The 23,130-nt window shown below is 55.7% G+C and carries 25 protein-coding genes and 1 tRNA gene; 19 read left to right on the top strand and 7 right to left on the bottom strand.

Annotated elements, in window-relative coordinates:
* Window positions 1–81 precede the first annotated feature (81 nt).
* From D7D48_RS07160 to D7D48_RS07150, 3 genes are read right to left on the bottom strand one after another with little or no spacing between them, the layout of a single operon-like run.
* Complete coding sequence (locus D7D48_RS07160; protein WP_125230616.1) at window positions 82–1,032, bottom strand: TraB/GumN family protein; 951 nt, start codon at window positions 1,030–1,032, stop codon at window positions 82–84.
* A 56-nt stretch (window positions 1,033–1,088) separates the two neighbouring features.
* Window positions 1,089–1,739, bottom strand: a complete 651-nt coding sequence (locus D7D48_RS07155; protein WP_125230615.1) for a hypothetical protein — start codon at window positions 1,737–1,739, stop codon at window positions 1,089–1,091.
* Window positions 1,732–1,944: a helix-turn-helix transcriptional regulator gene (locus D7D48_RS07150; RefSeq protein ID WP_125230614.1), complete on the bottom strand. Its 213-nt coding sequence runs from the start codon at window positions 1,942–1,944 to the stop codon at window positions 1,732–1,734. Before D7D48_RS07150 ends, D7D48_RS07155 begins: the two co-directional genes overlap by 8 nt.
* A 155-nt stretch (window positions 1,945–2,099) precedes the next feature.
* On the opposite strand from D7D48_RS07150, the gene D7D48_RS07145 reads away from it, so the two are divergent.
* The 9 genes from D7D48_RS07145 to D7D48_RS07105 all read left to right on the top strand — a co-directional run bounded on the left by D7D48_RS07145 (window position 2,100) and on the right by D7D48_RS07105 (window position 12,135).
* A complete protein-coding gene (locus D7D48_RS07145; RefSeq protein WP_125230613.1) occupies window positions 2,100–2,987 on the top strand; it encodes a glycine--tRNA ligase subunit alpha in 888 nt (295 codons plus the stop codon).
* A 65-nt stretch (window positions 2,988–3,052) separates the two neighbouring features.
* Entirely contained in the window at window positions 3,053–3,457 is a 405-nt protein-coding gene (locus D7D48_RS07140) for an endonuclease domain-containing protein (RefSeq protein ID WP_245964368.1), read from the top strand.
* Entirely contained in the window at window positions 3,454–5,487 is a 2,034-nt protein-coding gene (gene glyS / locus D7D48_RS07135) for a glycine--tRNA ligase subunit beta (protein WP_125230612.1), read from the top strand. Before D7D48_RS07140 ends, glyS begins: the two co-directional genes overlap by 4 nt.
* A 107-nt stretch (window positions 5,488–5,594) precedes the next feature.
* Complete coding sequence (locus D7D48_RS07130) at window positions 5,595–6,122, top strand: cytochrome b/b6 domain-containing protein (protein WP_125230611.1); 528 nt, start codon at window positions 5,595–5,597, stop codon at window positions 6,120–6,122.
* Window positions 6,123–6,205: 83 nt separating this feature from the next.
* Window positions 6,206–8,866, top strand: coding sequence for a pyruvate, phosphate dikinase (gene ppdK / locus D7D48_RS07125; protein ID WP_125230610.1), 2,661 nt, complete (start codon window positions 6,206–6,208; stop codon window positions 8,864–8,866).
* A gap of 37 nt (window positions 8,867–8,903) precedes the next feature.
* On the top strand, window positions 8,904–9,479 hold the full coding sequence (locus tag D7D48_RS07120; RefSeq protein WP_125230609.1) for a DUF1214 domain-containing protein: 576 nt from the start codon (window positions 8,904–8,906) through the stop codon (window positions 9,477–9,479).
* Window positions 9,476–10,009: a DUF1254 domain-containing protein gene (locus D7D48_RS07115; RefSeq protein ID WP_185739802.1), complete on the top strand. Its 534-nt coding sequence runs from the start codon at window positions 9,476–9,478 to the stop codon at window positions 10,007–10,009. The genes D7D48_RS07120 and D7D48_RS07115 overlap by 4 nt, the downstream gene beginning before the upstream one ends.
* Before the next feature lie 44 nt (window positions 10,010–10,053).
* Window positions 10,054–10,130, top strand: a tRNA-Arg gene (locus tag D7D48_RS07110).
* A 217-nt stretch (window positions 10,131–10,347) separates the two neighbouring features.
* Window positions 10,348–12,135 (top strand): arylsulfatase, encoded by a 1,788-nt coding sequence (locus tag D7D48_RS07105; protein ID WP_125230607.1) that lies wholly within the window; start codon window positions 10,348–10,350, stop codon window positions 12,133–12,135.
* A 21-nt stretch (window positions 12,136–12,156) separates the two neighbouring features.
* On the opposite strand, the gene D7D48_RS07100 is transcribed toward D7D48_RS07105, so the two are convergent.
* Genes D7D48_RS07100 through D7D48_RS07090 form a run of 3 tightly spaced genes read right to left on the bottom strand, consistent with a single transcriptional unit; the run spans window position 12,157 to window position 14,618 of the window.
* Window positions 12,157–13,047, bottom strand: a complete 891-nt coding sequence (locus D7D48_RS07100) for a haloalkane dehalogenase (RefSeq protein ID WP_125230606.1) — start codon at window positions 13,045–13,047, stop codon at window positions 12,157–12,159.
* A gap of 60 nt (window positions 13,048–13,107) precedes the next feature.
* Complete coding sequence (locus D7D48_RS07095) at window positions 13,108–14,019, bottom strand: formylglycine-generating enzyme family protein (RefSeq protein WP_221738628.1); 912 nt, start codon at window positions 14,017–14,019, stop codon at window positions 13,108–13,110.
* Window positions 14,019–14,618 carry a TetR/AcrR family transcriptional regulator gene (locus D7D48_RS07090; RefSeq protein ID WP_245964367.1) on the bottom strand — a complete coding sequence of 200 codons (600 nt, stop codon included), beginning with the start codon at window positions 14,616–14,618 and terminating at the stop codon, window positions 14,019–14,021. The genes D7D48_RS07095 and D7D48_RS07090 overlap by 1 nt, the downstream gene beginning before the upstream one ends.
* 141 nt (window positions 14,619–14,759) lie before the next feature.
* On the opposite strand from D7D48_RS07090, the gene D7D48_RS07085 reads away from it, so the two are divergent.
* The 10 genes from D7D48_RS07085 (at window position 14,760) to D7D48_RS07040 (ending at window position 22,188) form a co-directional block, all read left to right on the top strand.
* Window positions 14,760–15,011 carry a hypothetical protein gene (locus D7D48_RS07085; RefSeq protein ID WP_125230605.1) on the top strand — a complete coding sequence of 84 codons (252 nt, stop codon included), beginning with the start codon at window positions 14,760–14,762 and terminating at the stop codon, window positions 15,009–15,011.
* A 4-nt stretch (window positions 15,012–15,015) separates the two neighbouring features.
* Complete coding sequence (locus D7D48_RS07080) at window positions 15,016–15,648, top strand: hypothetical protein (protein WP_125230604.1); 633 nt, start codon at window positions 15,016–15,018, stop codon at window positions 15,646–15,648.
* Between the two features lie 50 nt (window positions 15,649–15,698).
* Window positions 15,699–16,040, top strand: coding sequence for a hypothetical protein (locus D7D48_RS07075; RefSeq protein ID WP_185739801.1), 342 nt, complete (start codon window positions 15,699–15,701; stop codon window positions 16,038–16,040).
* 24 nt (window positions 16,041–16,064) lie between these two features.
* On the top strand, window positions 16,065–16,523 hold the full coding sequence (locus D7D48_RS07070) for a hypothetical protein (protein WP_125230602.1): 459 nt from the start codon (window positions 16,065–16,067) through the stop codon (window positions 16,521–16,523).
* Window positions 16,520–18,148: a sulfatase-like hydrolase/transferase gene (locus D7D48_RS07065; protein WP_125230601.1), complete on the top strand. Its 1,629-nt coding sequence runs from the start codon at window positions 16,520–16,522 to the stop codon at window positions 18,146–18,148. Before D7D48_RS07070 ends, D7D48_RS07065 begins: the two co-directional genes overlap by 4 nt.
* A 122-nt stretch (window positions 18,149–18,270) precedes the next feature.
* Window positions 18,271–18,954 carry a 7-cyano-7-deazaguanine synthase QueC gene (queC, locus tag D7D48_RS07060; protein WP_125230600.1) on the top strand — a complete coding sequence of 228 codons (684 nt, stop codon included), beginning with the start codon at window positions 18,271–18,273 and terminating at the stop codon, window positions 18,952–18,954.
* A complete protein-coding gene (queE, locus tag D7D48_RS07055) occupies window positions 18,951–19,589 on the top strand; it encodes a 7-carboxy-7-deazaguanine synthase (protein ID WP_125230599.1) in 639 nt (212 codons plus the stop codon). Before queC ends, queE begins: the two co-directional genes overlap by 4 nt.
* A gap of 71 nt (window positions 19,590–19,660) precedes the next feature.
* On the top strand, window positions 19,661–20,008 hold the full coding sequence (locus tag D7D48_RS07050; protein ID WP_125230598.1) for a hypothetical protein: 348 nt from the start codon (window positions 19,661–19,663) through the stop codon (window positions 20,006–20,008).
* A gap of 46 nt (window positions 20,009–20,054) precedes the next feature.
* Window positions 20,055–21,401: a TldD/PmbA family protein gene (locus tag D7D48_RS07045; RefSeq protein ID WP_125230597.1), complete on the top strand. Its 1,347-nt coding sequence runs from the start codon at window positions 20,055–20,057 to the stop codon at window positions 21,399–21,401.
* Window positions 21,394–22,188 carry a 3'(2'),5'-bisphosphate nucleotidase CysQ gene (locus D7D48_RS07040; RefSeq protein WP_125230596.1) on the top strand — a complete coding sequence of 265 codons (795 nt, stop codon included), beginning with the start codon at window positions 21,394–21,396 and terminating at the stop codon, window positions 22,186–22,188. Before D7D48_RS07045 ends, D7D48_RS07040 begins: the two co-directional genes overlap by 8 nt.
* Here D7D48_RS07040 and D7D48_RS07035 read toward each other — a convergent pair.
* Window positions 22,185–23,108, bottom strand: a complete 924-nt coding sequence (locus tag D7D48_RS07035) for a phytoene/squalene synthase family protein (RefSeq protein ID WP_125230595.1) — start codon at window positions 23,106–23,108, stop codon at window positions 22,185–22,187. The two genes, D7D48_RS07040 and D7D48_RS07035, sit on opposite strands and share 4 nt — an antisense overlap.
* Between the last annotated feature and the right edge of the window lie 22 nt (window positions 23,109–23,130).

The raw sequence follows: 23,130 nt of genomic DNA, 5'->3' as shown, positions 1-23,130 counted from the left end.
ATTTTTCCCATATCGACCCTGCACAAAACGAAAAAGGCCGGGCGTTCTTGGCCCGACCTTCCCGTATTTACACATCAAAGCTTAATAGGCCACCCGTGTTGCAGTGAGGCCATAGGCCGGAAGCAAAGCTTGGACGCTTGTTGGGCCAGCCAGATGCCCTGCGCCAACGGCGATGAATGTCACGCCCGGCTTATCCATCTTGGCCGAAATCCATTTTGCCCAATTGGCATTCCGCTTGGTCAGCAGGGCATCATATAATGTCCGGCTGGTCATCCCTTCATTCATAAGTTGCGCAAGGCTCTCGGTTTCGGCCGCTCCCCACATGGCAACCATCTTGTCCATAGTGCTGTTCACATCATCAATCATTTTTGCTGTTTCGATCAAAAATGCGATTTGCTCGGCCTCTGGCAGCGTATCAAATACGCCAAGTTGGAACTCCATGGTTTCAAGTCCGGCGATAGGCTTGTTGCTGAGCTTCGCCGCCGCGGTCAGTTGTTTCTCAACGCCGCTATTGGGATCAAAACCGGATTTCTGCATTGCGAGCAGTGATAGTGTCATTCCCGCAGCCCATGGTTCGAATGGGTCTAAAGCGGGCACTGGAATACCAAGTTTGCCCATGGCTGCGTCATACACTGCGCGGTCCGCATCATTCATTTTGGAACGCAATGTCTTGCCCTGCTGATCCATCGCAAACTTCCCAAACAAGGCTTGAGCCTCTGCTGCGGGCGGCTCGACCAGTTCCAGCACCAATTGGTCCGAACGGTCAAAAGCGGTCTTTACGCCATCATCAAACCAGCCAAGACCTGGCTTTAAGATATGGACACTTCCGAACAGATAAATGGTGGTGTCGGCGTCTTTGATGACCCACAAGGCGGGATCGACATCCTTGACGGCGGGCGGTGCCTTGACGGGGTCAAGCGCCTCCACCGATGCCGGTGCCTCAGTTGGTGTGTTTTGTGCCGCGACGGGGGCTGCCCATGCCAATGCGCATGTCGCGGTGGCAGCCATTAAGGACTTCAAAGTAATACGCATTGTTATTCTCCATGAACGAAAGATAGGAAACTATTTCGACGAACTTGGACCGGTCGTTAGAGATATTTTTTCCAGAACCAGACAATTAGGGCAACAAATATTGTTATAAAATACAATGCTATGCCGTCTATCGCGGGCAGGATGCCTCCGCGCCATAGAAACCACCAGACGGGTGCGATGAACCAAAAGGCATACATCGCGATGAGCGCGCCAAAGCGATAGGCGGCCTCTTCTTGTTCATCGACAAGATTTTTATGCCAGTAGAAAGTGATGGCAGGGACAATGACGCCGAGAGCGACCGAAAGGATGATCGCGAGCATGGGTGACATGGCATCATTGGAAATCAGACCGGCTTCTGTTTCGTCAAAACTGCCTGTCAGAGCGAGGATGAGGCCGGTGACACCGCCAAATATAAAGCTGCCAATTAAGAAACGATTGTAGATTTTTTCACGTTGCGGCACTTTTTGATCGCTGCGCTTCATTTGGCGAAACAATCTCCATATGGCGAATGCAAGCGCTAGGGTGACGCATATGAACGCCGCTAAAATAGCATAGCCAGCTAAATTTAGCGGGCCGCTGCCTTCCTCCATATGTGCAGACAGGAATCCCGTGATGGCGCCTAAGAGCATGATTATGCCAAAGCCGCACAATGACATCCACAATATGCGTTTGCCGTTGCTGCCAGCATCTTCATCCGCGTTAAACATCGTTCCCTCCTTCAAATTCGTCATCAAAAATCTGTTCGATCGGCAAATCAAACAGCCGTGAAATCTTGAACGCCAGTGGCAGCGAGGGGTCATATTTGCCGGTCTCGATGGCATTGACCGCTTGGCGCGAGACATCGAGATGTTCGCCCAAATCGGCCTGGCTCCAGTTGCGCATCGCACGCAGCACTTTGAGCTGATTTTTCATGTCAGGTGTCGGTGTCTTTGTGTCATGGACACCTTACTAATTTGATTCGCTAAAAATGTCAACAACACCTTACATAATGCTATGCACCAGTGACAAAAACCCATGCGTTTATTCAGAACCTTGATTTAGCGCCGCTTCTCCGCCAATGGCTGGCCATGTCTGACATTGCTCCACTTAGTTTTCAGGATCTGATCCTCACGCTTCATGATTATTGGGGCAAGCAGGGTTGTGCGATATTGCAGCCTTATGACATGGAAATGGGTGCGGGTACGTTCCACACCGCCACGACCCTGCGCGCGCTGGGGCCTGACCCATGGAACGCGGCCTTTGTGCAGCCATCGCGCCGGCCTACCGATGGCCGTTATGGCGAAAACCCCAATCGGCTGGGCGCTTATTATCAATATCAAGTCATCCTGAAACCAAGTCCGCCAAATTTGCAGGAGCTGTATCTCGGTTCGTTAAAGGCGATTGGAATTGACCCTTTGCTTCACGACATCCGCTTTGTGGAAGATGACTGGGAAAGCCCAACGCTGGGCGCATGGGGCCTTGGCTGGGAAATCTGGTGCGACGGCATGGAGGTGACGCAGTTCACCTATTTTCAGCAAATGGGCGGCTTTGATTGCAAACCTGTTTCGGGCGAGCTGACTTATGGTCTGGAACGTCTGGCGATGTATATCCAGAACAAGGACAGCATTTTCGACCTCGTCTATAACAACGCAACGGCGGATCGTCCGGCGGTGACCTATGGCGATATATTCCGCGAAAACGAACGGCAGATGAGCACCTATCATTTCGAAATTGCCGACACCGACATGTTGTTTGATGCCTTCAAAAAAGCGACGGCAGAATGCGAAAGCTGCTTGCAACATGCTTTGCCCATTCCCGCTTATGAGCAAGCAATTAAGGCCAGCCATATCTTCAACATATTGCAAGCGCGCGGCGTTATTTCTGTGCAGGAACGCGCAAGCTATATGGGCCGCGTCCGCGACCTTGCCAAAGGCAGTTGCCAGGCATGGATGGAAAAGAACGGATGGGCAGTATGATGGCGTCCACGCAAAATCCTCCCCGGAACGGGGAGGGGGACCGCGCGAAGCGTGGTGGAGGGGGCTTGCAGACCCTACAGCGCCCGGTCGTTTACAACGCGCGCAAGCTGCGCCGCAAAATGACGTTACCAGAGGTTCTATTGTGGGAAAAAGTCCGTACCAACAAGATCGGCGTGAAATTCCGACGGCAACATCCCATCGGGGCCTATGTTGCAGATTTTTATTGCGCTGCGGCCAAGCTGGTGATCGAAATTGATGGCGAGGCGCATGATCGAGGAGATCGACCTCAGCGTGATGATGCCCGTAATGCGATGATGCAGGCGGCTGGATATAAGGTTCTTCGGATTGCTGCCGTTGATGTGCTAAAAGATTTGGACACTGTGCTACAAACCATTTGCGCTTGGACTAATAGCCCCCTCCACCGTGCAAGCACGGTCCCCCTCCCCGCAAGCGGGGAGGATTTAGTATGACCGACTTCCTGCTTGAATTGCGCTCCGAAGAAATTCCCGCGCGGATGCAAGTGAAGGCCAAGGAAGACTTGGCCCGTCTGTTTAACGATGCGTTGACCAAGGCTGGGCTTTCTGCGGCGTCGGTCGAAGTTTTTGCTACGCCGCGCCGTCTTGCGTTGATCGCGACTGGCTTGCCGTTGGCGACTGAGGCTGTGTCTGAAGAGACGAAAGGGCCAAAGGTCGGTGCGCCGCCGCAGGCGATGGAAGGCTTTCTGCGTAAAGCTGGCCTGTCGCAAGACCAGTTGGTCGAACGCGATGGTGTCTATTATGCGGTAGTTGAAAAGGCAGGGCGTCAGACGGCCGATGTTTTGGCAGAGGCTATCCCCGCGATCATCCGCGCCTTCCCATGGCCGAAATCGCAACGCTGGGGCGCAGCATCGGTTTCGACCGAAAGCCTGCGCTGGGTGCGCCCATTGCAGGGCATTGTAGCTTTGCTCGGCGATGCGGTGGTGCATTGCGAAATTGACGGCATTGTGAGCGGCGCGGAGACGATGGGTCATCGCTTCCATCACAGCGGCGCTATTACCATCGGCAATGCAGGGGATTATATCGAAAAGCTGCGCGCGGCCCATGTCCTCGTCCATTTTTCCGAACGCTGCCGTATCATCCGTGACGGTGCAAAGGCGGCGGCGCAGGCTGCTGGCCTGACCTTGGTGGAAGATGAAGGTTTGGTCATTGAAAATGCGGGCCTGACCGAATGGCCTGTACCGATGCTTGGCCGCTTCGACGCCGCATTTCTGGACGTGCCGCAAGAGGTCATTCAACTGACCGCGCGCGTGAACCAGAAATATTTTGTCTGCCATGATAGCACGGGCAAGCTCGCCAACGCTTTTGTCTGCACCGCGAATATTGACGCGCATGACGGCGGAGCAGCGATTGTTGCAGGCAATGAAAAGGTCCTAGCCGCGCGATTGTCTGATGCAAAATTCTTCTGGGAACAGGACCTAAAGGTCGCGCTGGATAGCCAAGCGCAGAAATTGGCACAGATCACATTCCATGAAAAATTGGGCAGCGTTGCCGACAAAGTTGAACGTGTGGCGAAGCTGGCACGTTGGTTGGCGGAAGAGGGTATCGTCAAGGGCGCGACTGCCGATGCCGCCGAACGCGCGGCGCGTTTGTGCAAGGCGGATCTCGTCACCGGCATGGTCGGTGAATTCCCCGAATTGCAAGGCATCATGGGCGGCTATTACGCCCGCGCACAAGGCGAGAGCGACGCCGTCGCCGACGCCATCCGCGACCATTATAAGCCGGTTGGGCAGGGGGATGATGTCCCCAATGCTCCGGTGACGGTGGCTGTGAGTTTGGCGGATAAGTTGGATACGCTGGCGCAGTTTTTTGCGGCCGGAATGCCGCCCACGGGTTCGAAGGATCCGTTTGCGTTACGTCGCGCAGCGATTGGGTTCTTATCTTTGCTACTTCAAAACGATTTACGCTGTTCATTGAAGGAAATGCTTGTTGCAAGCGGCGCATGCGCCAGCTTCGATACGCTTGAGGAATTTTTAATCGACCGCCTCAAAGTCCAGCAACGCGAGGCGGGCGTCCGACACGATCTCATCGACGCGGTGTTTAGCCTTGGTGGCGAGGACGATCTTGTCCGGCTGCTAGCGCGGGTGAAGGCGTTGCAGGCCTATGTCACGACCGCCGAGGGCGCGAACCTATTGGCGGCCTATAAACGTGCGGCGAATATATTGAAGCAGGCCGAAGGCGTTGATGCAGGTGCACCTGCGCCGGCTGACTTGGTGACGGAAGAGCTTGCCCTTCGCACCGCGCTAGACGCGGCGGAGCCCAAAGCCGCTGCCGCCTTGTCCATCGAAGATTTCGAAGGCGCGATGGCGGCATTGGCGACTTTACGCGCGCCTATTGATGCCTTTTTTGAAGGCGTTATGGTCAATGATCCGGATCCGGCCAAACGGGCGTTTCGTTTGGGCCTACTTGCGCGGTTCCGCGATGCGGTAACTCAAGTGGCAGACTTTTCGAAGATTGAGGGATAGGAGCGGACGGCACGCTGAACATGTTCAGCATGACGGCGATTGATTTACATCATTGCTGGCGGGGCCGAATGGGCGTTTGGGTTGTTTCCTGATCAAAGGAACATCCAATGGCCGTCATGCACCGGATCCGTATTTTTCATAGCGTCCTCGCGCTGACCGTATTGGCCGCTTATTTTTCGGCGGAAATGGGCCTTGTTCACGCTTGGCTTGGTTATGGCGTGGCTGCCCTCATATTATTCCGGCTGATTTGGGCCTTGAGCGGCGCGCCGCAATTAGGGCTTGCACGTTTCCACCCCTCGTTCAAGGATTTGCACCTAAAAGGTATCATGACCCATCCGGCCATTAGCCAAGTCCTTCTGGCGGGAATCGCCCTTTCGGTGATTGGTGCCACGGGCTCGGGTATCATGATGGACAAGGGGCGCGCGTTGCAGCCCAGCGCGCTTAGTTCCTTTTCCCTCTCAGACGAAAATGGGCGCGAGCGCCGCGAAGACGAAGCCAGCGAAATTACCGAAGAAGCGCATGAATATCTCGCAAATCTGGCGATTGCGCTCGTTATGCTCCATGTCTTGTATCTGCTATCGTTCAAGCTGCCCTTGGCGCGCTTCATGTTATTCGCCAACAAATCCGGAAAATAACCGTCCTCCAGACTTGACTCCCATGCGCTGCACTGCACAACGGCGGGCAAGCAATAAAGCCAAGCAAAAGGGATGGCTGCGGGATGACCCAGTACGTATATCGGTTCGGTGGTGGTGTTTCGGATGGTGACGAAACCGTTCGCGGCAATAAAAACATCTTGGGCGGCAAGGGCGCGAATTTGGATGGCATGGCGTCGATTGGCCTGCCTGTTCCCCCCGGCTTCACCATCACGACCGAAATGTGCACCGCCTATTACGCCAATGGCCAAAGCTTCCCCGACAGCGTTCGGGCCGAAGTCGCCAATGGCCTCGCGCATATTGAGCAGGTAACGGGCAAATCCTTTGGCGATCCGGCTAATCCGTTGCTGGTGTCAGTGCGTTCGGGCGCGCGGGTGTCGATGCCGGGGATGATGGATACGGTGTTGAACTTGGGGCTGAATGACCAGACGGTCGAAGGCCTTGCCGCTTCGTCGGGGGATGCGCGCTTCGCGTGGGACAGCTATCGCCGTTTCATTCAAATGTATGCCGATGTGGTGTTGGAACTGGATCATGGCGCGTTTGAAGAGGCGTTGGAAATCGCGAAGGAAGATCGGGGTTTCTACCTCGATACCGAATTGTCCGCTGATGATTTGAAGGCTTTGGTTGCCGAGTATAAGCGCCTTGTGGCTGCCGAATGGGGTAAGCCATTTCCGCAAGATGTGCATGACCAATTATGGGGCGCGGTTGGCGCGGTGTTTGGATCATGGGAATCCGACCGAGCAAAGGTCTATCGCCGCCTGAACAATATCCCGGGTGACTGGGGCACTGCGGTCAATGTGCAGGCGATGGTCTTTGGCAATATGGGCGAAACATCGGCGACGGGCGTTGCCTTCACCCGTGACCCAGCAACGGGCGAAAATGCGTATTATGGCGAATATCTGATCAATGCGCAGGGTGAGGATGTTGTTGCAGGTATCCGCACGCCACAATATCTCACGAAAGCCGCCCGGGAACGCGCCGGCGCAAAGCCGCTGTCTATGGAAGAAGCGATGCCGCAGGTATATGCCGAGCTGGCGCGCGTGTTCGACATTCTGGAAACGCATTATCGCGATATGCAGGATATTGAATTCACTGTTGAGCGGGAGAAATTGTGGATGCTGCAAACCCGTTCGGGCAAGCGCACCGCCAAGGCCGCTTTGAAAATCGCCGTCGATATGGCGCAAGCTGGCATGATCACGACAGATGAAGCCGTTTTGCGCATTGATCCGATGGCGCTGGACCAGTTGTTGCACCCGACGCTGGATCCGCAAGCGCCGCGCGATGTGCTGACCTCTGGCCTGCCAGCGTCACCGGGCGCGGCATCGGGGGAGATCGTGTTCGATGCCGATACCGCCGAACGCTTCAACGAATTGGGCAAGGCGGTGATATTGGTCCGTATCGAAACCAGCCCTGAGGATATTCACGGCATGCACGCCGCCAAGGGCATATTGACCGCGCGCGGCGGAATGACCAGCCATGCTGCCGTTGTTGCGCGTGGCATGGGCCGCCCTTGCGTATCGGGCGCGGGCAGCCTGCAAATCGATGCTACTGCCAAAGTTTTACGCATCACTGGACGTACGCTCAAAGAAGGCGACACCATCACATTGGATGGTTCGACCGGCGAAGTGATGGCGGGCGAAGTGCCGACAATTCAGCCCGAATTGGTGGGCGATTTTGGCACATTGATGGTCTGGGCCGATGCGGGCCGCCGGATGAAGGTCCGTGCCAATGCCGAAACCCCGTCCGATGCGCAAACCGCACGCGATTTCGGTGCGGAGGGCATTGGTCTTTGCCGGACGGAGCATATGTTCTTTGACGCCGCGCGCATCACCGCGGTGCGCCAGATGATCCTTGCGGATGATGAAAAGGGCCGACGGGTTGCGCTCGACAAATTGCTGCCTGAACAGCGCAAGGATTTTGCTGCGATTTTCGAAGTGATGGCGGGCCTTCCCGTGACCATTCGCTTGTTGGACCCGCCTTTGCATGAATTCCTGCCGCATCAGGAAAGCGAATTTGCCGAGGTTGCGGCAGCCGCGGGTGTGGGCGTTGAGGTGTTGAAACAACGCGCATCCGAACTGCATGAATTCAACCCTATGCTGGGCCATCGCGGATGCCGCTTGGGCGTGACATATCCCGAAATTTACGAGATGCAGGCGCGCGCGATTTTTGAGGCGGCGTGCAGCCTTGCGGTTGCGCCCGTGCCCGAAATCATGATCCCGCTCGTCGGCACACGCCGCGAACTGGAATTGATGAAGGATGTGGTAGACAAGGCCGCAGAAGCCGTTTTTGCCGAACAGGGTAAGCGGATTGAATATCTTGTTGGCACCATGATCGAGCTACCACGCGCGGCATTGATGGCCGATGAAATTGCCGAAGTCAGCAGCTTCTTCAGCTTTGGCACCAATGACCTGACGCAAACCACCTTGGGCGTCAGCCGCGATGATGCCGCACGTTTTCTGACGCATTATGTCGATAAGGGCATTTACGCCCGCGATCCTTTCGTCAGCCTGGATGTCGAAGGCGTTGGCCAATTGATCGAGATCGCCGCCAATAAGGGCCGCGCAACGCGTCCGGAGATTAAGCTTGGCATTTGCGGCGAACATGGTGGCGACCCCGCATCGATCACTTTCTGCGAAAAGGTAGGTCTCGATTATGTCAGCGCCTCGCCCTATCGCGTGCCTATCGCACGGCTTGCGGCAGCCCAGGCGGCACTTGCCAACAGGTAAGGTAACCAGCTAGCATTCGATCTTGAGGAGAGGGATTATGAAGGCTTGGCAAAGATACGCCATTTTTATGGTACTCGGGCTTGTTGGTGGAACCGCCTTTGCAGTGCAACAGGTACGTGGTGGATTGAGCGATGGCGTCGTCCCCAACGGACCGTGGGAGACAGGAAAAAGCTTCGGCACATTAGATGCAAGTGCGCTCACCCGCGCCAAAGTCGCCTTGTCGGGCCTACTGGCATTACCCGCCAAAGAGGCGATGTATTTTACTGCCACCCGCGACAGCGATGGCCGCAAGCTAGACGGCCGCTGCTCCTATGATGTGCGCGGCGGAACGCTGGATGGCCGCTGGTGGAGCATCACTTTATATGAAGGCGAAGGCTGGCTTGTGAAAAACGCCGCCAACCGTTGGTCCATCCCGGCCAGCGCCGTATCCACCGATGCTCAGGGACGCTGGTACTTCACTGTGTCACCAGATGCGCAATCGGGCAGTTGGTTGCCAACAGGGTCGGTCGATGCTTTCGACCTGACCTTGCGTCTTTATCATCCGGCGGCGGATATCATCAAAAACCCGGAAAAGGCGCAGCTCCCGATTATTGACCGTAAAGGATGTGCATGATGCGGCGCTGGTTATTTCCGATAGTTGCGGGCGGCCTTGTCGCTTTGGGTGCGTATCAAGCGACATTGCTGGCAACACCTTATGCGTTGATGTATGCGGCGTTGAAGAAAATTGGCGACCGCGGTCCTGTCAATCAATTCGCCTTTTCGCCTATGACCACGGCCGACAATCAAACTATTGTCCGGCCCAGCCCTGACCTTGCTTATGCCGCCTGCGTTTTTGACGTGTCAAAGGGCCCTGTGCTGGTCGACGTGGCGCCAGTGGCCGGTCATTATTGGTCTGTCAGCATATTTGACGCCCGCACCGATGTCGCGGCTGTCCGCAGCGACCGCGATACCAAAGGCGCGCCCGCCCGTCTTGCGTTGATCAAAGCAGGGCAGACTGCACTGCAAGGCTATCAACCGGTCATGCTGCAATATGATAAAGGGATCGCTTTGATCCGGATATTGCTTGCCAATCCAGCTGAATTTCCAGCCATAGATGCAATCCGCCGGAAATCGACGTGCAAGCAGGTTCAAACGTCAAATTAGGTCTTGCACAACTTTGCCGCCGTCCCTAATAGCGGCGCTCCAGTGCACCCGTAGCTCAGCTGGATAGAGCATCAGACTACGAATCTGAGGGCCGGGCGTTCGAATCGCTCCGGGTGCACCACTTTCCTCTCCTCGCTAAGCCCAAGCACCGCTTTCGGTGTTCGTGGTTGTTTTCACACTATCAATAACGCAGTCTCGACTTTGCCCATGCCGAAAGGCTATGTGGGTGGTATGAGTATTCAGAATATATCGGCAATCGTCCTTTTGTCGGATGGTCTTGATAATATGGTCGTTGCCGGATTGGCGCAGACGGGGCGTCTTGACGCTATGCTGAACCGATGAAGCTGAAGAGGGCGGCAACCTTATTGATGGCGCTGGCGTTGCTCAGCCCGAATACGCTGGGCGCGCAGGCAGTGCCAGTGAAGCGTCCCAATATTGTTATACTCCTTGCCGATGACTGGGGCTTTACGGATGTGGGGGCCTTTGGCGGCGAAATTGCGACACCGCATATCGACGCGCTTGCCGCCAAGGGCGTGCGCTTTTCAAACTTCCATGTGGCTGGATCCTGTTCGCCAACGCGGGCAATGCTGCAAACAGGCGTCATCAACCACCGCGCGGGTCTGGGCAATATGCCAGAGACAATCCCATCGGAGCATTTGGGCAAGCCCGGCTATGAAGCGCAACTGAACAATCGCGTGGTTACCATTGCTGACCAGCTACGCATGGGTGGATACCGCACCTATCTGACGGGGAAATGGCATCTGGGGTACACGCCCGATACCCTGCCAACAGCGCGCGGCTATGATCGGGCGTTCGCGCTCGCGCAATCGGGTGCAGATAATTTTGAAGATAAACCCAATCTGCTGATTTATGATAAGACCGCGTGGAGTGAGGATGGAAAGCCTGTAAAACTGCCCAAGCGCTTCTACTCATCAACCCTGATTGTCGACAGGATGATCAGCTATATCGGCAGCGGCAAGGCCAGCGGAAAGCCATTTCTGGCATCGGTCAATTTCATCGCCAACCATATTCCGGTGCAGGCACGCGATGCTGACATTGAGGCTTATGCGGGGCGCTACAACGCGGGTTGGACGGTTTTGCGCAAGGAACGCCGCACCGCTGCGATCGCTAAAGGCGTGATGCCGGCAGACGTTCGGACGGTTACCATGAACAGCAGTGGTGATTGGTCAAAATTGTCGGCACAGCAGCGCCAACAACGCGCCGGTGCGATGGCGGCTTATGCAGCTATGGGCACAGCTATGGATCGGGAAATCGGCCGATTGGTCGCGCATCTAAAAGCCATCGGCGTATATGAAAATACCATCTTCGTGTTTCTGTCTGACAATGGTGCCGAAGCCACTGATCCCATGAACATGGGTGCATTCACACGCTGGAACGCTAACCAGCTATATGATCAAAATATCGGCCAACAGGGGCGCCCAGGTTCGCTGACCGCCCAAGGTGCAGGGTTTGCGAGTGCATCGGTTTCGCCGCTGCGTGGATATAAGTTTACCGCGAGCGAAGGTGGCTTGCGTGTTCCGATGATTATAACCTGGCCAGGCAACCCTGCGCTTAAGGCTGGCAGTGTTGCAAAAGGTTTCGCCCATGTCACCGATTTGTCGCTGACGTTGCTGAAGCTTGCCGGGTTTACGCCGCAGCAAGGCAGTTTTGCCGGGCGCCGCGTCGAGCCCATGATTGGGATGGACTTATCACCCATGCTCACCGGGGCTGCATCGTCGGTCCATTCGGCAGATAAGCCTTTAGGATATGAATTGTCCGGCAATGCGGTGTTGTTCAAAGGCGATTACAAGCTTGTTAAAAACCTGCCGCCCTACGGAGATGGCCGCTGGCGGCTTTACAACATCACTGCTGACCCCGGCGAGAGCAATGATCTGTCGGGTTCCGACCCGCAACGTTTTGCTGCCATGCAAAGGGATTATGCCGCATTTGCAAAAGCCAATAACGTGCTGCCGATGCCAGAGGGTTACACCGCGCCCAAACAGATTTTCGCCAACGCCTTGCGCAATTTGCTGATACCACGGCTCCTCGCTTTGTGGCCTGCGGGATTGCTGTTGGTGATGGTTATAGCAACAATGATCTGGTGGCGCAGACGGCGGCCATCCTGACGGCTCGCAACATCGTCACATCTATAATATTTTTAGAATGCAGTCGACGAAGCCTTGCGGATCATTTTCCTGAATGAAGTGGCCGCCTTTCAACGTGCAATGCGGCTGACCCTCAGTGCCAGGAACGCGGCCGATGAACCTGCTTTCGCCGCCGCGTGTCACGGGATCACCATCGCTGAAGCAGCATAAAAACGGCTTGTCCCATTTCTCAAACACTTGCCAGGCGCGCTTCTGATCGGGGATCGCGACATTATTCTCAAATGGAACAAAGGTCGGGAATATCCGGGCACCGGCTTTATATCGGCTGTCAGGGAACGGCGCGTCATAAGCGGCAATTTCATCAGCGCTGAGCGCGCGCTTTGCCCCAGCGTTGACGATTCTGCCGATCGGGAAGAATGGGCTCCATTTAGAAAAGGCACGCCAAATGGCAAAGGCGCGGGGTGCAGGACCGCCTTCTGGCAAGCCGCCATTGGACAAAACGACGCTGGCAAAGCGATCCGGCATGTCCGCGACAAGGCGCAGGCCGATCAGCGATCCCCAATCCTGACACACGAGGGTCATGTTATTCAAGTCGAGCGCTTCAATCCACTGCCGCATCCAGCCCACATGGCGGGCATAGCTATAGTCGGTTTTTTTGGTTGGCTTGTCCGATTTGCCAAAGCCAATAAGGTCCGGCGCGATCACGCGAAAGCCTGCCGCTACTACTGGGCCAATCATGTGGCGATAGAGGTAGCTCCAGCTTGGCTCGCCATGCATCATCAACACCACTGGCGCATCGCGCGGCCCTTCATCCACATAATGCACGCGCAATGGTGTGCCATCTGACGGATCAGCAATTTCCAGATAATTTGGCGCAAAAGGAAAATCGTGGATATTGGCAAAGGCGCTATCGGGCGTGCGAAGGACTTTCATAGCTTTACCCCTTTAGTTAAATTATATTGACACTTTAAGTGTCATATTATGAATGACAGGTCAAGAAGCTGGTCCCACCTTCTTCGTATCAATAAGCCTAAACCCGATATGATCGGTCCCGAGCCCGCGTTCCTGAAACTGACGTGCGGCGGGGCGATAACGTGCGCAATAATTGGCGGCGCAGAGATAGGATCCGCCTTTTATGACTTTAACCGGTTCGCTAGCGTCGGGGCGCAATCCGCTGGCGCTCGTCCATTCCCACACATTACCGATCATATCATACAAACCAAATCCGTTTGGTTGGAAACAGCCCACAGGCGCGCGACCGATATAACCATCGCTATTCAGGTTTTTGACCGGGAAGACACCTTGATAATAATTTGCTTGTGGTCGGCCCTGTGCATCAATCGGCTCCGGCAGAGCCGTCGCGCCGCCGCGTGCGGCATATTCCCACTGTACCTCGCTTGGCAATTCTTTCCCTACCCATTTCGCATAGGCCTCTGCATCCTGATAGGCGATCTGGACGACAGGTTCGTGATCTCGCCCGACGATGCTCTCCTGCAATCCTGACGGGTGCCGCCAATGTGCGCCCGGCACCCAGCGCCACCAACGTGGGTCTGCGTCCGACGGGACATTGAACACAGCAGAGCCCGGAACCAGCATGTCTGGCGGCGCGTCGGGCAGCTTGGGAGGATTACGTTCCGCTATGGTCTTGTAACCAGTCGCCTTTACAAAGGCTGCGAATTCGGCGTTGGTCACTTCATGGGCGTCAATCCAGAACCCTTTGACCGTGACTGTCTGCGGCGGGCCTTCCTCAGGGTAATGCGGATCGTCACCCATCACGAAGCTGCCGCCGGGCACCCAGACCATATCATTGCCTGACAGACCAGTGCAGATTTTATCGGTCGACTTGGGTGCATCGCTGCACCCAGGCAGCAGCATTAAGCCGAGAACAAACCCAAAGCGTTGCATCAATCCTCCGCCATGCTCGATATGGCATCGCTGAGCAAACGCCGCACGACAGCCTTGGCGTCCTCAAAAGGCAGTTCCTGATCATGTCTTAGAAGTCTCCATGTTTGGAAACTCAATATGACATTGAGACCACGGGTTCCCACCACATCGGCTTTTACCGCCATGGGCAAATGCACCTCGATTGTGTCGCATTCGAGCCGCAACATCCGGCGATAGTCTTGCATCAAATAGGACGACTGGAAGCGTTTGAGATTGGCTGAAATTCGATAAGGCAGAATGGTCTCGAAAACTTTGGCGCGCCGGTCAGCGATGTCGAACAGCTTTTCCTTCCAATTGGCGCCTATGGGCGGTTCAAGGATGATGGGCATTACTTGCGCCTCAATCACCTCTCCCATTTCGCGGTAAAGCTCGTCCATATCGTCAAAGTGTCGAAATACCGAGCGTAGCCCTACGCCTGCGACATCCGCAACACGCGCAGCACTCGGCGCGACATCGCCTTTACCGACCAGTTCTACCATAGCAGCGACTATCTTTGAGCGACTAGACCGGCTGCGTTCGCGTCGGCCATCGGCCAAAGGCGTTTTCACGGTTGACGTCATTTTGTGCGATGCGCTGGTCATGCTGTTATGTTTTGCGGCAAAAAGACGCTGGCGCAAGCGACAAAAGCGATTGCAAAAATATTATGGCACAATTAATGCCATAATATTAGGCAGCGTTGTTCAAAAAGGATAAAGCTAAAAATGGTTAAAGCATTATGTATTGTGGCGGTGTCTGGCCTCCTATTTTCTGCCGCACCGTTATTGGCACAGGACAGTGTCCGCACGGCGTGCATGCCAGATATCCGTAAATATTGCGCCGCGGAATTGGCAAGCTTTAGCCGGGAAAATGTCCGCGCCTGCCTCATCAAAAATATCCAAAAAACGTCGCCTGCCTGTCAAGCGGCAGCAAAGGCGCGGCGCGATGCTGAGCGCGCCAAGAAGGCAGGTAGTTAGAGACATGGCATTATGGATGATATGGGGCACGGCGCTGATCGCTTATGGTGCATTTCGGTTCTGGTATGATAATTGGTCCGGCCCATTAAAACCTGCAGAGATTGATGCGTTTCTGGCTCAGGTGGCGGGTCGTTTTGAGGGCACAGGAAATAGCTCGCAAGTTATGCGTGCGTTCCTTGAAGCCGATGACGGCCGCGAGTTTGTCATGCTCAATTTGGTCAAAGCGCAGATGGAGCAGGTTGAGGATCCCAAAACGGGGCAAATGGTTCAAGGCTTTGATCTACTGAAGCGTTATTCGAAACGCTTCATGCCGGTGCTATTTCGCAATGGGGGCCATCCCGGTATGGTTGGACGCAAGGTCGGTGGCTATATTGATGCTTGGAACACCGATGCTGATCCCGATTGGACGATCTTTGGCCTGATGCGCTACCGCAGTCGGCGCGATATGATGAAGCTGGTGATGGACCCTATTTTTATGGAAGGCCATCCAGACAAGCTGCTCGGTACGCTGGCAACTTTTTCTTTCCCAACCCAGCGTGTGGTGTCCTTTTATGTCAGCCCACGGGTCACCGTGGCATTGTTGCTGGCGCTGCTTGCGGCGCTGGCACACATCCTTTGGTTGACGTACCGCGCATGAAGCCCGCGCGACAGTCGCCGCCAGAAACGTGCTGGAACCGGCGGCTATGGATGCGGCTTGCCACTGTCAACGCGCTCGCATCTGTCGTTGCACTAATTCTCTCCGCACATTTGGCGGAAGATACCTCATCCATTGTCCGGCTTGGCGCCCAAGTTCAGTTCATGCACAGCATGGCCAGCATTGCCTGTGCCACATTTATGAATGTTGGCGCACATGACGCGCGCCACGCTCCGGCCTTTCTTCTCGGCGGATCGGCACTGTTCGCGTTGCTTCAATTTATAGCAGCCGCAGGGTTTTGGAAAGAAGCCAACTGGTTGACGGCTATTGCAACGGTCATAATGGCAAGTGGCTGGATGATTATATTTGCGGCTGGGCGGAATATCGATACGTAAATCGAGATTGGGAAAACATTGGAGATGCGCGCTTTCCTGCCACTGAGCACAAATGACCAATATCGGGGTTCACCTGGTGCAGCTTGGTTTCTGGCTTTTTACGGTGTCCTCTGGATTGTGCCGGGGATGATCCACAGTTTCATGCCCGATGGGGGGGCTGGTGTGATTGCAGGTTTGGACCTTAGCCATAATCCAACATTGATTTTTGGCCTGTTTGCCTGGGCCGGTGCGACACAGATTGCGCATGGCATAGTTACCCTAGTGGTGGCTATGCGCTACCGTGCGCTGGTGCCGCTGTTTCTTTTTGTGTCTTTCATAGAACGTCTGTTGCTCAGCTGGTCTGGTTGGATAAAACATGCACCTATCAGCGGTCATCACCCGCCCGAACATTATGCCAGCCTAGTTTCGTTACCTGTGATTTTGCTATTTCTATGGCTATCCCTGCAGCGATCACGTTTAACCGAGCCGGAGATTTCTGCATGAAAAAATGGATATGGATTGGAGCATTGGCGCTCTTCATCGGGGCAGGCTATTTGGGTTTTCAGAAGTATAAAATCTATCTGCCCGGCATCATTGGCGAGTGGCGAGAACCCATTGCCGAAAACCGTCCCATTGCATGGGCGCAGGGTCCGGCGGTAGCGCCCTCAGGCAAACGTCCAACCAATGTCATCCTGATTGTCGCTGATGATCTGGGGATGAACGACATTTCGCTGTACGGCGGCGGGGTATCTGGTGGAGCGGTGCCGACTCCCAATATCGATTCTATAGCCAAACAGGGTGTCAGCTTTGCCAATGGCTATGCCGCCAATGCAACATGCTCGCCTTCGCGCGCGGCGTTGATGACCGGGCGTTATCCGACACGATTTGGGTTTGAATTCACCGCAGTTCCAGCTGCTTTTGCTTCGAATCTGGCGCATAGCGGCGGCAATTCACCTTATCCGCCCATCTATCATGAAGAGCTGAACCAAGACCTGCCCGCTTATCCTGACATGGGGGTACCCAATGCAGAAATCATGTTGCCCGAGGTCTTGAAAGCCAAGGGTTATCATAATATCCACATCGGCAAATGGCATCTGGGTGAAGCCAAGCCATTGCGGCCAACGTCACAGGGTTTTGACGAAAGTCTTGGCATGCGTTCCGGCGGGGATTTGTTCATGGCCGAAGATGACCCGCAGGTCGTTAACGCAAAGCTGCCATGGGATCCGATCGACCGCTTTTTATGGGCAAATCTGCCATATGCCGTCTATTGGGGGGACAGTCAGCGTTTTCGTCCCAAGGGCCATCTGACGGACTATTTTACCGACAATGCATTGGCCGCGATTGAGGCAAATAAGAACCGTCCCTTCTTCATGTATCTCGCATATAATGCGCCACATACGCCGTTGCAGGCACTGAAATCGGATTATGACGCCCTGCCGCAGATTAAGGATCATACCCAGCGCGTCTATGGCGCGATGATGCGCCAACTTGACCGGCGGATTGGTGATGTGCTGCAAAAACTGAAGGACACCGGACTTGAAGAGAATACACTCGTTATCTTTACCAGTGACAATGGCGGCGCATGGTACACAGGCATAAAGGACCATAATACGCCCTATCGTGGGTATAAAGGCACTTTCTTTGAAGGCGGCATTCGGGTGCCGATGCTGATGCGCTGGCCGGGTAAAATCGCGCCGGGGACGGTACGCAATGATGTGGCGCAGCATCTGGATATGTTTGCAACGATTGCAGCAGCAACGGGCGCTAACATACCCAGTGATCGCAAGATGGACAGCTTCAACCTACTTGGCGCTGGGCCAAAACGCGACATTACCTTCTGGCGTTCGGGGCATTACCGGGTTGTCCGCGCGGGCGACTGGAAATTGCAAATTTCCAAACGTCCCGACAAGGTGTGGCTGTTCAACCTCGCCACCGATCCTACGGAACGATTCAATTTAGCTTCTAAGGAACCAGCGCGCGTAGCGGAACTGCGCGCGTTGATTGAAGCACAAAATGCTAGACTTCCCAAGCCATTATGGCCCGGCCTGCTCGAAGGCGCGATCCGGATTGACGTTCCGCTGAATGCAGCATGGAAGAAGGATCAGGAATATGTCTATTGGGCCAACTGATCACGTAAGGCATAGCCTAATAGATGTCACCACTGCGGGCACGGATGTGGTGTGCATAGCCCTTAAACCACTCCAATAACGCAGTCTCGACTTTGCCCATGTCGAACGGCTATGGGGGCGGCATGAGCATACAGAATACATCCGCAATCGTCCTTTTGTCCGGCGGTCTTGATTCCATGGTCGTTGCCGGATTGGCACGAGAGGCGGGCTATGACCTGATTGCGTTGACCATTGACTATAATCAGCGTCACCGTGTCGAGCTGGACAGCGCTGCGCGCATTGCCATGCATTTGGGGGCGAAGGAGCATATCGTCTTACCGTTAGACCTGACGCGCTTTGGCGGGTCGGCGCTGACGGCGGATATTGATGTGCCCAAGCAGGGCGTCGAGTCCGGTGCAATTCCGGTGACCTATGTGCCTGCGCGTAACACGATATTCCTGTCTTTATGTCTTGGCCTTGCCGAAGCGCGCGATGCCCGCGACCTTTGGATCGGCGTTAATGCGCTCGATTATTCCGGTTACCCCGATTGCCGCCCTGAATTCATCCGCGCGTTTGAGGCGACAGCCAATCTCGCGACCAAAGCAGGCGTGGAGGGCGATTCTTTCACAATCCACACGCCGTTGCTGGACATGAGCAAGGCCGACATTGCGCGCGAGGCCGCACGGCTTGGCCTGGATGCCGGGATGAGCTGGTCCTGTTATGACCCAAGTCCCGACCACAAGGCTTGCGGCCAATGCGATGCTTGCCGCCTGCGCGCGAAGGGCTTTGCCGATGCGGGCCTGCTTGATCCGACGATTTACGCATGAGCTACGCGGTTAAAGAGATTTTCCTGACCTTGCAGGGGGAGGGCGTGCATGCGGGCCGCCGCGCGGTATTCTTGCGCTTTTCCGGCTGCAATTTGTGGACGGGGCGAGAGGAAGATCGCGCCAGTGCCATTTGCCAATTTTGCGATACCGATTTTGTCGGCATGGATGGCGAAAATGGCGGGCGCTATGATGCCGAGGCATTAGCTGCCAAGGTCGCCGCATTGTGGGGCGATGGCACTGAAAATCGCTATGTCGTGATCACGGGCGGCGAACCCATGTTGCAAGTGGACGACGCAATCGTCGACGCGCTGCATGCCCAAGCGTTCCAGATCGCGATTGAAAGCAACGGCACGATAGAGGTGCATCCGGGTATTGATTGGGTCTGCATCAGCCCCAAGGCGGGATCAGACGTCATCCACCGCCGTGGCGATGAGTTGAAATTGGTGTGGCCGCAACCCGCCAGTAACATTGACGCCATGGAGCAATGGCAATTTGCCCATTTCCTTATTCAGCCGATGGATGCAGGCGACTTAGGTGTAAATGCGGCCAATGTCGCAGAGGCCACGCGCTTTGTCATGGAACGGCCAAAATGGCGCTTATCCCTTCAGAACCATAAGATTCTCGGGCTCCCCTAGCCACTGCCAAATTTGCTTGAAACCTTTTCCATAAAGTGACAGTCTTGTGACAGGGAAGAGGAGAGAGAAAAATGGCAAAAGCCCAAGAGGCGCCTTTGCGCGCGTATAAGAGCTATTCCAAACGCATGTCTGACCATGTCGCACTCGCGCTGGTTGTGTACACATTAATGCTGATATTTGTGGTGACGCCGACAATTGAATCGAGCGGCACGTCTATTTTTCCTTATTTTGTCTTGGTCCTTTTTGTTGCTGCTGTCATTCCGCTTTGCCGAAATTTAGAGCGGCGTTGGCAGGCGCTTAGTGCGAGTGCTGGTGCAGAGGGCGGACTGGAAACGCAATATGTCGCCGATCGGTTGAAATTGTGGAGCGCCGCGATTGCCATTCCAGCTGTGTTGGCGGTGCTATTCACGGTTTTTTGAAGGCCGCTTGATTGACGCTGTAACGGCCCGCGCCTAAGCGGGAATCATGCTGACACCACAACACGCGCTTGATCGCGCGCAAAATCTCGTTTCCCAAGCTATGAAGGCAGGCGCCGACGCGGCGGACGCCGTCTATGTCTGCGATGCCTCAACGGAGGTGCAAGTCCGGCTTGGCCAGTTGGAAGATGTGGCCCGATCCGAAGGCGAAGATATCGGTCTGCGTGTTTTTGTGGGCCAACGCTCCGCCACGATTTCATCTTCCAACATGAACCCTGACATTCTTGCAGGGCTCGTCACTCGCGCCATTGATATGGCGAAAGAAGCGCCTGAGGACCAATATGCCGGCCTTGCGCCGCAAGATCGTTTGCTGACGGGCGCTATTCCCAACTTTGACGGTGATGATGGTCTGGACCCCGACCCAGCTTTGCTGCGTGCGGCGGCATTGGAATGCGAAGACGCGGCGCGCGCGGTGCCAGGCGTCACCAATAGCGAAGGCGCAGGCGCCAGTGCCGGACGCAGTATTTTTGCATTGGCCACCAGCCATGGCTTTGCGGGCGTCAAATCTGGTTCGGGCTATGGCATATCGGCCAGCGTGCTGTCGGGAGACGGCGACGCCAAGGAACGCGACTATGAATGGCGGTCCACGCGGCATTTCGCCGACCTCGACAGCCCAGCCAGCATCGGCATGCGCGCAGGCGAGCGCGCGGTCAAACGGTTGAACCCCGGCACAGTCAAAAGTGGGCAGATGCCCGTAGTGTTTGACCCACGTGTTGGCAGTTCTTTCGTTGGCCATTTGCTGGGCGGTATTAGCGGTTCGGCCATCGCACGCAAAACGAGCTTCTTGCTGGAATCGCTAGGCGCGCAATTGTTCGACAGCAGCATTTCGATTGTCGATGACCCGCACCGGATGCGCGGCCTTGGTTCACGCGCCTTTGACGGAGAAGGCCTACCCACGGCGCGCCGTTCAATCATTGAAAAGGGCGTTTTGACCGGATGGTTGATGGAAAGCGCGTCGGCGCGGCAATTGGGGCTGGAACCCACGGGGCACGCCAGTCGCGGGATCAGCGGTGCACCCGGCGTCAGCCCATCCAATGTGCATTTGGAGGGGGGCAGCGTCAGCGTCGCGGATCTGATCGCCGATATTAAACATGGCGTGTATATTCATGAGCTTGCAGGGCAAGGTGTGAACCCGGTCACTGGCGATTATAGCCGCGGTGCCGCGGGTTTCTTGATCCTCAACGGTGAAATTGCTGGACCCGTCAGTGAATTCACCATTGCTGGCAATTTGAAGGACATGTTTGCAGCCATGACTGCTGCCAATGACCTGGAATTCACCCGCAGCATGAACGTGCCGACATTGCGTATCGACGGCATGATGATCGCAGGTGCCTGAACGGCAGCTTGACCGCGCTGCCGTTGTAGCTGCCACGCAAGAGGCTGCGGCATTGGCCTTTGCCAGTTGGCGCGCGGGTGCGGCGGCCGACACGAAGGTGTGGGAAAAGAGCAAGAATAATCCGGTCAGCGATATTGATATGGCAGTGGACGCCTTTCTCACCACACGGTTGCGCGCCATTTTGCCTGAGGCCGCGTGGTTATCGGAAGAAACTGTGGATGACCCATCGCGGCTGGACGCGCGTCTGTTATGGCTGGTCGACCCCATTGACGGTACCCGCGATTATGTCCGCGGGCGTAGCGGATGGTGCGTATCGGTGGCGTTAGTGGCCGATGGCCTGCCAATTTTCGCCGTGATGGCAGCGCCGGCGCAAGACAAAATCTGGGTGGCAGCGCACAAGGAAGGCGTGACGTGCAATGGAGAGCGGCTTATGGGCAGCACACGTTTAGACTTCTCCGGATCACGCGTGCCTGCGGATGATTTGCCAAAATTGGATGCGGATTTGGTGACGGTGACCAAACCCAATAGCATTGCCATGCGGATGACGATGGTTGCTTGCGATCGCGCGGATCTAGTTGCCACGTTGCGATGGGGCCATGAATGGGACATCGCGGCGGCGCATTTGGTGGCGCAGGAAGCAGGCGGGGTCGTTACCGATGCGTTGGGGCAGCCTATACGTTATAATAAACGCAAGCCTTTGGATTTTGGTCTTATCTGCTGCGCGCCGGGAATTCATGACGCGGCGGTAGAACGCTTGTCGGGAAGGGCGGCGCAACTGCTCGCTTAGTTAGGCCGCGTCCATAAGGTGTCGCGGTCCATAGCGCGGGGATTATTAGCGATCGCGTCGATCAACGCCTTGCGGACCCATCGAAACTTTTCTGGTCGGCTAGTGAAAATCCGTTGGTCCCAAGCATGCGCACCGGACGCACGGACCTTGCGGGCGATTTCGCCGTATATGCCGGCGGCAGATAAGACCGCCCAGCGAGCACGTAAGGACAATGCTGCTGCGCCGACGCGCGCCGATGCCTCATATTGTTCCGCCTCATCGGCAAGCCAGCGGCCCATCAGCGCGAGTTTTTTGCGGTTATGCGGCTTCATATGTTCGCCGGGCCCGATATCGAGCATGGCGAGCCAATCATCGGGCAAATAGCAACGGCCCGCCGCGTCATCCTCCGCAATGTCGCGCGCGATATTGGCAAGTTGAAAGGCAAGACCAAGGTCGCAGGCCCGGTCGAGCGTGGCGTCATCATCTGCGGATACGCCCATAACGACCGCCATCATCACGCCGACCGCCCCTGCGACATGGTAGCAATATTGATACAGGTCACTTTCGCGGCGGGGGTGCCAGTCGGCGGCGTCGAGGGCAAAGCCTTCAATCACATCCTCTGCCATGCGTGGCGTAAGGCCGCATTCCCGCGCCACTACGCCCAAGCAGTCAAAGGCTGGCTCACTTGTGGGTGTTCCGGCGAGTGCCATTGCGGTCAATTCGCGTATCGCCTGCAACCGTGCCTTGGGGTCCGTGACCGCCTCCATCGCGCCGCCATGGTCTTGGCCATCGGCCATATCGTCACATTTGCGGCACCATGCATATAGCAGCCACACCCGTTCGCGCGTCGTCCGGTCAAACAGGCGGCTGGCGAAACGAAAAGATTTCGACCCGCGCGAGATGCTTTCTTGCGCAAAGGCAACGAGTGCGGGACGGTCCATTATCCCCCGTCCGCTTGCGGGA

It is taken from the genome of Sphingorhabdus wooponensis, assembly GCF_003933235.1.
Taxonomy (GTDB): Bacteria; Pseudomonadota; Alphaproteobacteria; order Sphingomonadales; family Sphingomonadaceae; genus Sphingorhabdus_B; species Sphingorhabdus_B wooponensis.
Note: the sequence above shows the minus strand (reverse complement) of the source record. Positions and strands in the feature narration are given on the sequence as shown.